The 14,782-nt window shown below is 65.3% G+C and carries 11 protein-coding genes; 7 read left to right on the top strand and 4 right to left on the bottom strand.

The window, feature by feature from the left end:
* Positions 1–101 precede the first annotated feature (101 nt).
* Both DWB23_RS01345 and DWB23_RS01340 read left to right on the top strand, forming a co-directional pair.
* Positions 102–1,736, top strand: coding sequence for a BCCT family transporter (locus DWB23_RS01345; RefSeq protein WP_121741014.1), 1,635 nt, complete (start codon positions 102–104; stop codon positions 1,734–1,736).
* Between the two features lie 84 nt (positions 1,737–1,820).
* The gene (locus DWB23_RS01340; RefSeq protein ID WP_121741013.1) at positions 1,821–3,182 is read left to right on the top strand and encodes an aminotransferase class III-fold pyridoxal phosphate-dependent enzyme; all 1,362 of its coding nucleotides are present in this window, start codon (positions 1,821–1,823) and stop codon (positions 3,180–3,182) included.
* Positions 3,183–3,619: 437 nt separating this feature from the next.
* Here DWB23_RS01340 and DWB23_RS01335 read toward each other — a convergent pair whose 3' ends face one another.
* Complete coding sequence (locus DWB23_RS01335; RefSeq protein ID WP_121741012.1) at positions 3,620–4,858, bottom strand: threonine ammonia-lyase; 1,239 nt, start codon at positions 4,856–4,858, stop codon at positions 3,620–3,622.
* Positions 4,855–6,177, bottom strand: a complete 1,323-nt coding sequence (locus tag DWB23_RS01330; RefSeq protein WP_121741011.1) for an amidohydrolase — start codon at positions 6,175–6,177, stop codon at positions 4,855–4,857. The genes DWB23_RS01335 and DWB23_RS01330 overlap by 4 nt, the downstream gene beginning before the upstream one ends.
* A gap of 128 nt (positions 6,178–6,305) precedes the next feature.
* On the opposite strand from DWB23_RS01330, the gene DWB23_RS01325 reads away from it, so the two are divergent.
* The 4 genes from DWB23_RS01325 (at position 6,306) to DWB23_RS01310 (ending at position 11,322) form a co-directional block, all read left to right on the top strand.
* Positions 6,306–7,283 (top strand): NAD(P)-dependent oxidoreductase, encoded by a 978-nt coding sequence (locus DWB23_RS01325; RefSeq protein ID WP_121741010.1) that lies wholly within the window; start codon positions 6,306–6,308, stop codon positions 7,281–7,283.
* 4 nt (positions 7,284–7,287) lie between these two features.
* Complete coding sequence (locus DWB23_RS01320; protein ID WP_121741009.1) at positions 7,288–10,482, top strand: FAD-binding and (Fe-S)-binding domain-containing protein; 3,195 nt, start codon at positions 7,288–7,290, stop codon at positions 10,480–10,482.
* Between the two features lie 165 nt (positions 10,483–10,647).
* Positions 10,648–10,986 carry a helix-turn-helix domain-containing protein gene (locus DWB23_RS01315; RefSeq protein ID WP_121741883.1) on the top strand — a complete coding sequence of 113 codons (339 nt, stop codon included), beginning with the start codon at positions 10,648–10,650 and terminating at the stop codon, positions 10,984–10,986.
* Between the two features lie 84 nt (positions 10,987–11,070).
* Positions 11,071–11,322: a hypothetical protein gene (locus DWB23_RS01310; RefSeq protein WP_238717320.1), complete on the top strand. Its 252-nt coding sequence runs from the start codon at positions 11,071–11,073 to the stop codon at positions 11,320–11,322.
* A gap of 148 nt (positions 11,323–11,470) precedes the next feature.
* On the opposite strand, the gene gdhB is transcribed toward DWB23_RS01310, so the two are convergent.
* The gene (gdhB, locus tag DWB23_RS01305) at positions 11,471–12,757 is read right to left on the bottom strand and encodes a glutamate dehydrogenase GdhB (RefSeq protein ID WP_121741008.1); all 1,287 of its coding nucleotides are present in this window, start codon (positions 12,755–12,757) and stop codon (positions 11,471–11,473) included.
* A gap of 25 nt (positions 12,758–12,782) precedes the next feature.
* Positions 12,783–13,961 (bottom strand): M24 family metallopeptidase, encoded by a 1,179-nt coding sequence (locus DWB23_RS01300; RefSeq protein ID WP_121741007.1) that lies wholly within the window; start codon positions 13,959–13,961, stop codon positions 12,783–12,785.
* Between the two features lie 241 nt (positions 13,962–14,202).
* Here DWB23_RS01300 and DWB23_RS01295 point away from each other — a divergent pair, with 241 nt between their 5' ends.
* Entirely contained in the window at positions 14,203–14,748 is a 546-nt protein-coding gene (locus DWB23_RS01295; protein WP_121741006.1) for a CDP-2,3-bis-(O-geranylgeranyl)-sn-glycerol synthase, read from the top strand.
* The last annotated feature ends 34 nt before the right edge of the window (positions 14,749–14,782 follow it).

Here is a 14,782-nt window from a genome sequence, read left to right as displayed (position 1 = left end):
TGATAATTGGTTCGGTATGCCATTGCGCAGCATGGTACGTCTCAACCGAGGACGGTGGGTACGAACGGCTGGCCGTCATCCGATTTTAGGGGTGAGGGTGGATGAGTAACAGCGAACAGGGGATGGTCCGTCGTTTCTTCGACGAACTCGATCCGGTCGTCTTCCTGTTCGGAGCGTTGTTGACGATCGGCGTGATCGTCGCGTTCTTCATCGATCGCGATTTCGTCGCCAGCGGAATCGATACCGTGCACGGGGAGATGCTCAGCTACATGAGCTGGGCGTTGCTGGTGATCGTGTTCCTGATCGTCGTCTTCCTGTTGTACTTGATCGTCGGTCCGTGGGGACGACTCAAGCTGGGCGACGAGGATCCGGAGTACAGCTTCATCTCGTTTTTCTCGATGTTGTACTCGGCCGGATTCGCCGCGGGCGTCGTGTTCTGGGGGCCGACCGAAGGACTGTTCTACTACGCCGATCCCAATCCACTGTTCGGCGTCGAAGGGAGCACGAGCGAAGCGGTACCGTACGCGATCCAGCAGACGCTGTTCCACTGGGCGCTGCCCCAGCTCGCGGTGTTTACGATCATGGGCATCGCGATCGGCTACTTCGCGTACAACTACGACGGCGTGCCACTGCGCGTCTCGTCGGCCCTGACGCCGATTCTCGGGAAGGAGAACCTCGATGGGCCGGTCGCGAAAGTCATCGACATCCTCGCCGTGTTCGCGACGATCGGCGGCGTCGCGACCTCGCTCGGCTTCATCGGGAGTCAGTTCATCAGCGGCCTCGAGTACCAGTGGGGACTCAACTTCGGTGATATCGGGGTGCTGGTCGTGGTGACGACGATGACGATCCTGTTTACGTTCTCGATGGTGTTGGGAGTCGACAGGGGGATCCGCCGCCTCTCGAACTTCAACATGGGCCTGTTCGTCGTGCTCATGCTCGCGACGTTCATCCTCGGTCCGTCGATGTTCCTCTTGCTGCTCGGTTCGCAGGCGATGGGCGGGATGATCGGCGACTTCGTGACGATGAGCCTCTACACCGGCGCCGGCGAGGGCGGCACCACCTGGGTCGAAGACTGGACCGTCTTCTACTGGGCGTGGGCGCTCTCGTGGTCCCCGTTCGCCGGGCTGTTCATCGCCCGCATCTCGAAGGGACGAACCATCCGCGAGGTCGCTTTCACCGGCATCGTGGCGACCTCCGCGGCGACGATCCCGTGGTTCACGTTCGTCGGCGGTACCGCCGTCTACCTGCAGGACACGGCTGCTGCGGACTTCGGCGCGGTCATCGCCGGAGACGCGGGTGCGGAAGTCTCCGGTTTCATCCTGTTCGACGCCCTGCCGTTCGGTGCGATACTCATGGTCGCGTTCCTCGTCCTCGTGACGACGTTCTTCATCACGTCGGCGGACTCCTCGACGCTCGCCGTCTCGATGATGACCACCGGCGGCAAGGAGTCGCCGTCGACGATCAACCGGGTCTTCTGGGGTATCGTCCTCGGCCTGACCGCCGCGATCCTGATGATCCTCGGCGGTCAGGACGGCACCGGCGCGCTCGAGCAAGCGGTCGTCATCACCGGCGCGCCGTTCGCGATCGTCTGCTTCCTCGCGATGCTCTCGCTGATCAAGAACTTGAGCGGCACCAACGGACGGGTGCTGTTCCAGGAGGAGACGGTCATCTACGGATCGGCGAAAAGCAAATCCGACGAGCCGACGACGACCGCGGAGCCGGGCGACGACGACTGAGCCTCGATACCCGACCTCGTTTTCTGCCGACTGTCGCGCCGATCCATAATAACATTTAATGTACGACGTACACATTATCTGTGTATGGATAGGGACACTGCCGAACCGAGCGTGGACGCCTTCCCCGGCCCCAACGCTCGCGAATGGGTCGCGTTTCACGGGAAGAACGCCGCGCCGAGCGAGTACTCCCACGAGTTCGTCTGGGACATCACCCGCGAGGCCGACGGCCCCTTCGTCACGGACGTCGATGGAAACGTCTTGCTCGATTTCACCTGTCACATCGGTGCCGCGCCGCTCGGCTACAACAACGAGAAGATCCTCGAGAAGTTCCGGGAGTTCGATCTCGTCGAACCGATGAAGATCGCCGGTCAGGACATGTACTTCGGCGCCGGTCCGAGCCCCGAGGACACGACCGTTCCCGGCTCGAGTCACCTCATGGAGAAACTGACCGACGTCTCGAGCCAGTACGGGATGGACACGGTCTTCCTCTCGAACTCCGGGGCGGAGGCCATGGAGAACGCGATGAAGATCACGAACGACTACCGCGCGCCCTCGAAGTACGGCATCGCCTTCGCGGGAAGCTTCCACGGCCGAACCTTCGGCACGCTCTCGATCACGAAGTCCAAGGAGGTCTACACGCGCCACTACCCCGAAATCGCCGGGATCGAGACGGTGCCGTTCTGTGCGGACCGCGGCTGTGACCCCGCGAGTTGTGACTGCGGTTTCTTCACCGACGGTGGCTCGCAGCTTCGCAACTCGCTGTCGCCCGAAGGCGGCCACATCAACCCCGAGGAAATCGCGTTCCTCACCCTCGAGCCGATTCAGGGCGTCGGCGGCTACCGCTTCCCCAGCGAGGCGTTCATGCAGGAGGTGGCGGACGTGACCGACGAGTACGACATTCCGCTCGTCGTCGACGAGATCCAGTCCGGCGTCGGTCGCACCGGCGAGATCTGGGCCTCGGATCATTACCCGATCGAACCCGACGTCATCGCCAGCGCGAAGGCCCTGCGCGTCGGCGCGACGATTTCGCGCTCCGAGATCTTCCCCAGCGAGAAGAACCGGCTCGGGTCGACCTTCGGCGGCGGCGACCTGCTCGGTTCGATGATGGGCACGTTCACTCTCGAGGCCATCGACGAGTACGACCTGCTCGACAACGCCACGACGCGCGGCGAACAGGCGAAGGAACTGCTGCGCGACGACTCGCCGGAGTACGTCGAGGACGTGCGCGGAAAAGGGCTCATGCTCGCCGTCGAGTTCGACACCCCCGAGCGACGGACCGCCGTCGTTCAGGCGTCGCTCGAGCGCGGCCTGCTGACGCTCGGCTGCGGGAAAAAGACGATCCGGCTGCTCCCGCCGCTGGACTCGAGCGAGCGCGAAATCGCGTTCGGGATCGATATTTTCCTCGAGGCGATCGACGCCGTCGGCCCGAGCGCGAAGGCCGCGTAATCGGGTTTTGTATTCTCGAGTTGGTTTTTGGTCCGCTGTTCGCCCAGTTCGGACTATCCACGTGCGGTGGCGCGCGCTGGGCCGCGACGAGCGGTGCGAGGCGCGGTCCGAAGGCGTGCGAGGGGTGAGTGAAGGAGGGAGCGACTGAACGAATCGGCTGGGGAGGACGTGGAAACCCTAGTTGCCAGTGTGAGCAGGACACTCTGTCTTGTTTCCGCCACCACTGCCAACAAATACTCTCGAATCGTGGCAACGGGGATTCCCACGTCCTCCCCAGCCGATTCGTTCGTTCACCCCGTTCACTCACTCATCCACCGGAAGACGCTTCGCGCCTTCCGAACCATCACTCACTCCGTTCGTGATGACCTCGCGGTATTCGAACCGCGCCTCGCTTTCGCTCGTCGCGGTTCAGCGCGCCAACAGTGTGCTCCGGGTGGTTATGCGAGCGAGCGTTCGACCACGGAAACCCCCTCGAGTTCGGAAAGTGTCTCGAGCACGCCGTCCAAATGCTCCGGGCCGCTGCCCTCGAGTCCCACGGTCACCGGAACTCGATTCGGCTCGTCGACCGCGCCGCGTCGGGCGCGCTCGAGGACGTCCAGTTCGGCACCCTCGGCTTCGACGGCCTCGACGATGGCACCGACGGTCGTCGGCCACCCCGCGACGGCCAGCCTCGCCTCGGCGTAGCGCTCGAGTTCGTACAGTCCGGTCCGGGTCAGTTCGGCGTGTTCGGTGAGGTTCACGTTCCCCCCCGAGATCACGACGCCGACGTGCTCGCCCCCGAGGTCCAGTCCGACCGAATCCGACAGCGCGGCCGCAAGCGGTGCCGCACCGGCGCTCTCGGCGACGGTCTTCGCGCGTTCCGCGAGCAGCGTCACGGCGGCGGCGATCTCGCGGTCGCTGACGCTCACCACGTCGTCGACGACCTCGCGAGCGTTCGCGAACGTGGTCTCGAGCATGCGCGTATCGGCGATCCCCTCCGCGACGGTGTCGACGTCCTCGAGTTCCCGAATCTCGCCGGCCTCGAGCGACGGCTTCGCGTGAGACGCACCCGCCGGCTGGACGCCGATCACGCGAGTATTCGGATCGCGAGCCTTCAACACCGTCCCGATACCCGAGATCAGCCCGCCGCCGCCGATGGCGACGAGGACGGTGTCGATGCTGGGATATTGCTCTAGCAACTCCAGGCCGATGGTCCCCTGCCCGGCGATGATCGCCTCGTCGTCGAAGGGGTGGACGAACGTCTCGCCCGTTTCCTCGGCGCGCTCGAGGGCGTACTCGTAGGAGCGCTCGTAGATGTCGCCCTCGACGACGACCTCGGCACCGTAGCCGCGGGTGGCCTCGATCTTCGCCGCGGGCGTCACCGCCGGAACGACGATCGTCGTGTCGATATCGAGCAGGTTACCGGCCAGTGCGACCCCCTGCGCGTGGTTGCCCGCGCTCGAGGAGATGACGCCCGCCTCGCGCTCCTCGGGAGCGAGCTGGGCCATCGTGTTGTACGCGCCGCGGATCTTGAACGAGCCCGTTCGCTGGACGTTCTCGAGTTTGAGCCCCAGGGAGTCGGCACCGCTCAGTTCGGCGAAGGTTCGCGAGGTGTCGAGGGGCGTGCGGTGGACGACGTCGTCGATCCGCTTTCGAGCCGTCTCGACGTCCTCGGGGGTGACGAGTCGGCGACTCATCTATCGCCCTCCGCGTGCTCCGAGTCCTCGACGCGTGGAACCGGGTGCCGCCGCTCGAGTTCGCGGATCGATTCGACGAGAACGTCGACGCCGTGCTCGAGGCTCGCCTCGTCCACGTCGAACGTCGGCGTGTGGTGACTCGTCGGGTGGTCGGTGCCGACGATCATGTACGTCGTCAGCCCGCCGTCTCGCTGTACGCGCTCCATCAGGAACGTCGCGTCCTCGCTCGCGCCGAAGTCGGCGGCCGGCACCACGCGATCGATTCCGTCGACGCCGCTCGCGACCTCGCTGACGAGGGTCTGGAGTTCGGGATCGCTGTCGGCTCGCGGCGACTCGCTGACGACCTCGACGTCGGCCCGACAGCCGTGCATCGTCGCGGCGGATGTGACCGTTCGCTCGAGTCGGTCCTTCATGTACTCCATCAGTTCGGTGGTCTCGCCGCGCGCTTCGGCCTCCATGTGGGCTTCCTCGGCGATGACGTTGCTCGCGGAGCCGGCCTCGGCGTAGCCGATGTTCACCCGGGTCATCCCGTCGCTGTGGCGGGGGATACCGTAGGCGTTCTCGATCGCCGTCCCCATGGCGTGCATCGCGTTATCGCCTTCGTTCGGTGCCTTCCCCGCGTGCGCGGAGGTCCCCGTGATCGTGGCGTCGACGTGGCACATGGCGAGTGGTTTCTCGATGCCCGCCACGACTTCGCCCGTCGGATGATCGAGGCCGACGTGGATCGCCAGCAGGTAGTCCAAGTCCTCGGCGAACTCGCTCCTCGCCATCGGACACCCCCCGCCGCTCGTCTCCTCGGCGGGCTGAAAGAAGACGACCAGTTGCCCGGAAAAGTCGCTCTCCGCGATCGCCTCGAGGGCGGCCAGCCCCCAGGTCATGTGGGCGTCGTGGCCGCAGGCGTGCATCGTCCCCTCGATCTCCGAGCGAAAGCCCTCGGTGGCCGGATCGTGTCCCGTTTCGTCAGACTCCTCGATGAACAGCGCGTCGATATCGACCCGGAGGCCGATGGCGGGTCCCTCGCCGCGCTCGAGGACGGCGACGGCACCGGTGTTGCCGCCGGCCATTCGTTCGAGCAGATCTGGATCGGCGCCGCGCTCGCGAGCGCGGCGGTCCCACGATGCGAGTCGGTGGTCCTCGGGAACGGCCATCCGATCGGCGGGGTCGTAGGCGTCCGGCCCGACGGCGAGTTCGTCGACGCCGATGGCTCGGATCTCCTCGACGAGTTGGGCCGTCGTGTAGAACTCGCGCCACGCCGGCTCGGGGTGGCGGTGCAAACTCCGACGGAGGGTCACGAGGCGGTCGCGTATCGGCTCGTTCATGCGGGTCACTGACGCGCCCCAGCGACTTAATTATACACAATCAGTGTTTACGACGGATACACAAAAGGGATAAGGCAAGCGATGACAATCATAGGGCAACGCGTCCTCGAGACGCCACACCATCCCATATGAGCACGAACCCAGACGTCGTCGTCCTCCGAGAGGGGACGGAAGGTCTGTCGATGGAGTCGTACGCCGAAACCTTGCGCGAGCGCCTGCCGAACCACACCGTCGCGCTCGCGCGAACGCCCGCCGAAGAGCGCGAACTCGTGCCCCGGGCGCGGGTCGTGACGGGCATCACGATCGAGGAAGATCTTCTCGAGCGCGCGAACCGGCTCGAACTGTTCGCGTGTACGTTCGCCGGCACCGACCACGTCCCGATGGACGCGCTGGCCGACCACGGTGTCGCCGTCACCAACGCGGGTGGCATCCACGCCCCCGGCATCGCCGAACAGTCGATCGCCAACATGCTCGTCTTCGCGCGGAACCTCCACGAGGGCTGGCGACGCAAGGCGAACAACGAGTGGCGCCACTTCCAGTCCCACGAGTTCACGGACAGCACCGTGACGGTCGTCGGTCTCGGCTCGATCGGTCAGGAGATCGTCCAGCGACTCGAGGGGTTCGAGGTCGAGACGATCGGGATCCGCTACACGCCGTCGAAGGGCGGACCGACCGACGAAGTGCTGAGCTTCGAGGCGGAGGATATCCACGAGGCCTTTTCGCGAAGCGAGTACGTCGTGCTCGCGTGCCCGCTCAACGATCTGACGCGCAACCTCGTCGACGAAGACGCGCTGGCGACGCTGCCGCCGAACGCGGTCGTCGTCAACGCGGCCCGCGGCGGCATCATCGACACCGACGCGCTCGTCTCGGCGCTGCAGTTCGACGGGATTCGCGGCGCAGCCCTCGACGTCACCGATCCCGAGCCCCTGCCCAACGACCACGAGCTCTGGGACCTCGAGAACTGCCTGATCTCCCCCCACACGGGCGGCCACACGCCCAAACACTGGGAGCGGTTGGCCGACATCGTCGCGAACAACGTGAGCGCGCTCGAGGCCGGCGAGGGCGACGACCTCGAGAACGCGGTCTACCAACCGGACTCGAGCTAAGCGAATGGCTACCGATAACTCGCCGTCGACGACCGACCACAGCGACCAGACGTCGACCCCGGACGAGAGCCATCTCGGGCCGCCGGACGATCCGCGCGAGGGCGATCCGGCGGCGGACGCTCGGGCGAACTACGACTACGTCGGCGGCGACATCGACCGACCCGAACTCGTGTCGGCGCTGCGCGAGCGCGTCGACGGCGAGGTCCGGTTCGACGAGTACAGCCGACGGCTGTACGCGACCGACGCCAGCGCCTACGAGATGACGCCCGTCGGCGTCGTGTTGCCGCGATCGACGGCCGACATCGCGAACGTCGTCGAGTACTGCGCCGAGCACGGGGTTCCGGTCCTCCCGCGCGGCGGCGGGACCAGTCTCGCCGGACAGGCGGTCAACGAGGCCGTCGTTCTCGATCTCACGACGCACATGGACGAGTTGTGCTCGCTCAACCCTGGCGAGCGACGAGCGACCGTCCAGGCGGGTACGATTCTCGCCGATCTCAACGACGCGCTCGCCCCCCACGATCTGAAGTTCGCGCCCGATCCCGCCGCCGGGAACCGTAGTACCGTTGGCGGGGCGATCGGCAACAACTCCACCGGCGCGCACTCGCTGCAGTATGGCAAGACGGATGCGTACGTCGAAGCGGTCGAAGTCGTCCTCGCCGACGGCTCCGTCGAGCGCTTCGGCGAGCTATCGGTCGCGGAGCTTCGCGAACGGGCCGATCCGGAGGGCGACTTGCTCGAGCGGATCCACGAGGCCCTGCGTCGCGTGATCGACGAGGAAGCCGACGCGATCCGGGAGGTGTTCCCGCAACTGAAGCGCAACGTGTCGGGGTACAACCTCGACCGACTGGTTGCGGAGGCCTACGGCAATCCGACCGGGTTCGACGAAAACACCGACGAATCGGTCGTGACCGACGACGAACCCGATCCCGACGCGACGGTCAACCTCGCGCGCGTCTTCGCCGGCAGCGAAGGGACCCTCGGCATCGTGACGGCGGCGACCCTCTCGCTCGAGACCGTCCCCGAGACCACCTCCGTCGCCCTCCTGACCTACCACGACCTGCTCGAGGCGATGGCGGACGTCGACACCATCGTCCGGACGCACGATCCGGCGGCGATCGAGGCGATCGACGACGTGTTGCTCGATCTCGCTCGAGAGACGGAGGAGTTCGCCGCCGTGGCCGACCGGCTTCCCGCCGATACCGAGACGGCACTGCTGGTCGAGTTCTACGGCGACGGCGACGAAAACGGCCGCGAGCAGGTCGCGGAACTGCTCCGGGATCGGCTCCCAGACGAGGACGTGCCCGATCCGACGGCCGATGCGAGCGACGCGGACGGCGACGGAAACGTGACCGCCGGGCGCGACCCCGTCCGCGCTTTCGACGCCCTCGAGGCCCACGACGCCGAGGGGAAGGCGGAACTCTGGAAACTTCGGAAGAGCGCCGCGCCAATCCTTCTGTCGCGGACGTCCGACGCGAAGCACATCTCCTTCATCGAGGACACGGCCGTCCCGACCGAGAACCTCGCGGACTACGTCGCCGACTTTCAAGCGGTCCTCGAGGAACAGGACACGTTCGCGAGCTTCTACGCCCACGCCGGACCGGGCTGTATGCACATGCGACCGCTGGTCGACACCAAGAGTCCGGCCGGGCTGAACCAGTTCGAGGCGATTTCGGACGCGGTGACCGACCTCGTCGTCGAGTACGGCGGGAGCGTGTCGGGCGAGCACGGCGACGGCCGCGCCCGAACGCAGTGGAATCGGAAACTGTACGGCGACGACGTCTGGTCGCTCTTTTGCGACCTCAAGACGGCGTTCGATCCGGACTGGCTGTTGAACCCGGGGAACGTCTGTGGCGACCACGACATGACGGAGCACCTCCGGTTCTCGCCCAACTACGAGTTCGACGCGGGGTTCGAACCCGCCCTCGAGTGGGACACCGACAACGGCATGCAGGGCATGGTCGAACTCTGTCACGGCTGTGGCGGTTGCCGCGGCGACCAGGCGACGACCGGCGGCGTGATGTGTCCGACGTATCGCGCGGCCGAAGAGGAGAGTCTGAGCACCCGCGGCCGGGCGAACATGCTCCGGGGGGCGATGGACGGCGAACTCGAGGTCGACCCCACCGACGAGGAGTTCGTCGCCGAGGTGATGGACCTCTGTATCGGCTGCAAGGGCTGTGCGCGGGACTGTCCGAGCGAGGTCGACATGGCGAAGCTCAAGGCCGAAGTCGAACACGCCCACCACCGCGAACACGGCTCGAGCCTCCGGGACAAGCTGTTCGCGAACGTCGACCGACTGAACGCCGTCGGCTCCGCGCTCGCACCGCTCTCGAACTGGGCGGCCTCGCTGCCGGGTGTCGGAACGATCGCCGAAAAAACGGTCGGGATCGCCCGCGAGCGCGACCTGCCGACGTTCGCGAGCGAGAGCTTCGAGGACTGGTTCGCAAAGCGCGGGCCGAAGGTTTCGGAAGCGGACGCCGACCGGAAGGTGTTGCTCTTCCCGGATACGTACACGAACTACAACCACCCGCGAGCCGGGAAGGCTGCCGTGCAGGTCCTCGAGACGGCGGGCGTCCACGTCCGGATTCCCGAGGGCGTGACGTCGACCGGCCGGCCGGCGCACTCGAAGGGCTTCCTCGACGTTTCCCGGGAGCGCGCTCGGACGAACGTCGACGCGCTGACGCCGGCCGTCGAGGACGGCTGGGAGGTCGTCCTGGTCGAGCCCTCGGACGCCGTAATGCTCCAGTCGGACTACCTGGACCTGCTTTCCGGGCGCGACGTGGAACGGATCTCGGCGAACACCTACGGCGTCATGGAGTACGTAGAGCGGTTCGATCTGGCTGATCGACTGCCGACCGGGGACGGCGGACTCGAGGAGCGCCTGACCTACCACGGCCACTGCCACCAGAAGGCGACGAAGAAGGACGGCCACGCGGCGACGGTCCTCGAGACCGTCGGCTACGAGGTCGACGCGCTCGATTCGGGCTGTTGCGGCATGGCCGGCTCCTTCGGCTACGAGGCCGAACACTACTCGCTGAGTCGAGCCATCGGAGAGGTGCTGTTCGATCAGATCGACTCGAGCGACGGCGAAACTGTCGTCGCGCCCGGAGCTTCCTGTCGGTCGCAGCTGTCGACGTACGACGGCTGCGGCGATCCACCGCATCCGATCGAGAAGGTTTCGGCGGCGCTGTCGGCGGAGTAACGGTTGTGAGACGATGGTGTGGCTCGAGTTTCGCGTTAATTTCTCGGGTAGACCTATCCGTCGACGGCCGACGTAAAATATAGAGGATACATCGGATACTATGATACACGCCATATTGATAATAGCTCGAATACGTTTTTATTGATGCAGCTCGTTATTCCAGATATGCCGATCGATATCGAAGATTTCGAAGAGCGGACGTCCGCGGAACTCGAAGAGCCGAGTAACGCCGAACGAGTGCTCCGGTTCCTCTACGAACACAGGGACAAGGCGTGGAAGGCGTCGACGATCGCCGAACGATCGGACGTCAACGAGAACTCGATCTCGGCGGTACTCAACCGGCTGAAGGAACAGGATCTCGTTCGACACAAGGGTTCGTACTGGGCCATTACGGACGACACGGAACGGCTTCGTCGTGCACACCAGTTCCATCGGACGATCCAGCGGTTCAACGAACTCTACGGCGACGAGGATCGCGACGAGTGGATCGAAGCGAGCGAATGACGCACGAGCGAGGGACGATCGTCTTCGCGGATGATCCGTTTAAGGGCGACGATGCGAGTCGACCGTGGCTGATTATCGGAACGGATGCGGCCGTTTCACGGCGACCAGTACATCGCACTCACGCTCTCGACGAAAATGTGGTACGACGAGCGCGTTCCGATCGACGACGACGATATCATCGGCGGTGGTCTCCCGAAGGACAGTTCCATTCTCCCGTGGGCGGTCGCATCGGTCGAGACGACTCGAATCGATCGTGAGCTCGGCACGCTCGACGAGTCGCTCGTCGACGATGTCGTTGGACAGCTCGGTGCGTATATCGGTATCGAGCGACGCTGACCACAAACTTCGATCGAGTGACCGTCTGTCGTCGGTACCGACGGTGTTCCTCGAGCAAGCGACTCTCGAAGACGAACGCGCAATTCCCCCGGTCGGTCGCGTAGACGGGTGTCGAGAGAACGGGGTGACGATAGCCGGCCGGCGGAAATTACGGCCAGAGCCCGCGCGTCGCCTTCGCCTCGGCGATCCGCGACAGCGCCACGACGTAGGCGGCGTCGCGCCACGCCAGGTCCTTCTCCTCGACTTCCTCGCGGACGTCCGCCCAGGCCTCGAGCATGTGTTCTTCGAGTTCCGTGTTGACGCGCTCGAGCGACCACTGGCGGCGGTTGATGTCCTGGAGCCACTCGAAGTAACTCACCGTCACCCCGCCGGCGTTGGCGAGAATGTCGGGAATCACGGCGACATCGCGTTCCTCGAGGATGGTGTCGGCGGCGAACGTGGTCGGGCCGTTCGCACCCTCGACGACGATGTCGGCCGCGATGGCGTCCGCGTTGTCCGCCGTGATGACGTTCCCGACGGCGGCCGGGATCAACACGTCGACGTCGAGTTCGAGGATCTCCGCGTTCGAGATCGTTTCCGGTGCGTCCTGTGCGAGGACGGCTTCGGGTTCCTCCTCGTGGGTCGGGATCTCGTGGATCGCGAGGCCGCCGGGGTCGTAGATCGCGCCGTTGACGTCGCTGACGGCGACGACTGTCGCACCCCAGTCCTCGAGCAGGCGAGCGGCGTTAGCGCCGACGCTCCCGAATCCCTGGACGGCGACCGTCGTGTTCGAGAGGTCGCGGTCGTAGTAGTCGACGGCCTCTCGAGCGGCGATCGCTGTCGAGCGTCCCGGTGCCTCCTCGCGGCCGTAGGAGCCGCCGACGACGGGCGGCTTACCGGTGACGACGCCGGGAATGGTCTCGCCCTGTTGCATCGAGTAGGCGTCCATGAACCAGGCCATCGTCTGGGCGTCGGTACCCATGTCCGGTGCCGGAACGTCCTTCGTCGGCCCGACGACGTCGCGCAGCTCTTCGGCGAACCGGCGCGTGAGCCGTTCGGTCTCGTCCTCGGTCAGCGCTTTGGGATCGACGGAAATACCGCCCTTTCCGCCGCCGAAGGGGAGATCCATCACGGCGCACTTCCAGGTCATCCACATCGAGAGGCCGGTACACTCCTCGGCGGATACCTCGGGATGGTATCGCAGTCCGCCCTTGTAGGGCCCGCGGACGTCGTCGTGCTGGGCGCGGTATCCGGTGAAGACGTCGACGGAGCCGTCATCGCGCTCGAGGGGAACCGAGACCTGCTGGACCTTGGTCGGGTGTTTCAGGCGCTCGATAACGCCGGGGTCGACATCGACGTGCGTCGCCGCGCGCTCGAGCTGTCGGCGGGCGGTGACGAGCGCCGAATCGAGATCGTCGTCCGGTTCTGCCTCCTGTTGCGTTGGTGTCGTAGTCATTGGTAGGGTGAGTGCGAAGTGGTCGTTATGTCGTGAACAGTCGTCGCGGGAAGTCGGCGAGCGTTTCCGCCCCGTCGGACGTGACGCGGAACGTTTCGCTGATCTCCATGCCGACCGCTTCCGTCCAGATGCCGGGGATCATGTGGAACGTCATGTTCTCCTCGAGTACCGTCTCGTCGCCGGGCCGGATGCTCGCGGTGTGTTCGCCCCAGTCCGGCGGGTAGCCAAGCCCCATCGAGTAGCCGATTCGATCCTCCTTCTCGAGACCGTACTGCGCGATGGTTTCGCGCCAGGCCGTTTCGACGGCTTCGCAGGTGACGCCCGGTTCGGCGACGTCGAGGGCGGTTTCGATCCCCTCGACGACGATATCGGCGGTTCGCTCGAGTTCCTCGGGCGGGTCGCCGACGAACATCGTCCGCGCGAGCGGGGAGTGGTATCGGTGGCGACAGCCCGAGAGTTCGATGATGACCGGGTCGCCGTCCTCGAACGGACGGTCGGTCCACGTGAGGTGCGGGGTGTCCGTGTGGTCGCCCGAGGGCATCAGCGGGACGATCGAGGGGTAGTCGCCGCCGTACTCGTCGGTGCCGGTGATCAGCGCCTCGTAGATCTCGGCCGCGGCTTCGTACTCCGGAACGCCCTCCTCGATCGTATCGAGGCCGGCCCGCATCGCGTTCTCCGAGATGCGGGCCGCCTCGCGCATGTACTCGAGTTCCCGCTCGGACTTCTTGATTCGGACCCAGCCGACCAGTAGCGTCGCGTCCTCGAACTCGGCGTCGGGGAGGTTTTGCTGGAGTCGGGTGTAGGACTTCGCGGTGAAGTAGGAGGCGTCCATCTCGAGCCCGATACGCCCGTCTTCGACGTCGAGGTCCTCGAGGACGCCCGCGACGTAGTCCATCGGATGGAGGTCGTGCGGCGAGTGGACGTGATCGTCGCTGTAGGTGAGAACGTTGGGTTCGGACAGGTGGGTCGTCGCGCGCGCGCCGCCCGCGTCCATCTCGCGGCCGACCCAGACCGGTTCCTCGTGGTCCGGCGTGACGATGACGGCCTGATGGACGTAGAACGACCAGCCGTCGTACCCCGTGAGGTAGTTCATGTTGGCCGGGTCGGAAACGACGATGGCGTCGAGTTCCTCCTCGCGTAACCGTTCTTTCGTCCGATTCACCCGCCGTTCGTACTCCGCCTCGTCGAAGATATCTCGTGACACGATAACAGGGCCTCTAGGAGGTGGATCGATCAGGAGTGCTAAAAGTTTTTCGTGTATAGGTGTTACAGATACTGTGTACATCTGTGGTTCGTGTGGCGGTCGGTCGGGGACGGAGCGGGATCTCACTCCGCTGGGTAAGGTGCGGGGTCTCATTCCGCTGGGGTCGGGCGACTCGAAGTCCCCGCGATAACTCGGGTGCGAACCACCGCCGATTAAGACACGGCGGTTCGTTCCCGCGGATATGGCAATCCTCGAGACGATCGTGATCGCGTTCTGGGCGATGTTGCCCGCCTACGTCCCCAACAATGCCGCGGTGTTGGCTGGCGGCGGACGACCGATCGACGGCGGTCGGACGTGGGGTGACAAGCGGATGTTGGGCGACGGGAAAACGTGGCGTGGAACCGCTGCCGGAATCATTGCTGGCCTCGCTCTCGCGGGTATTTTGAGCCTCTTCGCGCCCGACGTCAACAGCGCGACCGGTGTGGACGTACCGGAGTTCACGCCGTTCGCCGCGCTCGGCCTCGCTGCCGGGGCGATGCTCGGCGATATCCTGGCGTCGTTCCTGAAACGCCGTTCCGGCCGCCAGCGCGGCGCGATGTTTCCCGGACTCGACCAACTCGACTTCGTCGTCGTCTCGCTGCCCCTGACCGCGCTGTTGGCCAGCGAGTGGTTCTTCGACGTATTCACGTGGGAGGTCGTTGCCGTCGTCGTGATTCTAACGCCGATTCTACACGTCACGACCAACGTGATCGCCTACAAACTCGGGCTGAAGAACGAACCCTGGTAGTTGGGTTCGGCGAATCGGACTCGAGGCGTTTTTT

The organism is Natronorubrum halophilum (assembly GCF_003670115.1).
Taxonomy (GTDB): domain Archaea; phylum Halobacteriota; class Halobacteria; order Halobacteriales; family Natrialbaceae; genus Natronorubrum; species Natronorubrum halophilum.
Note: the sequence above shows the minus strand (reverse complement) of the source record. Positions and strands in the feature narration are given on the sequence as shown.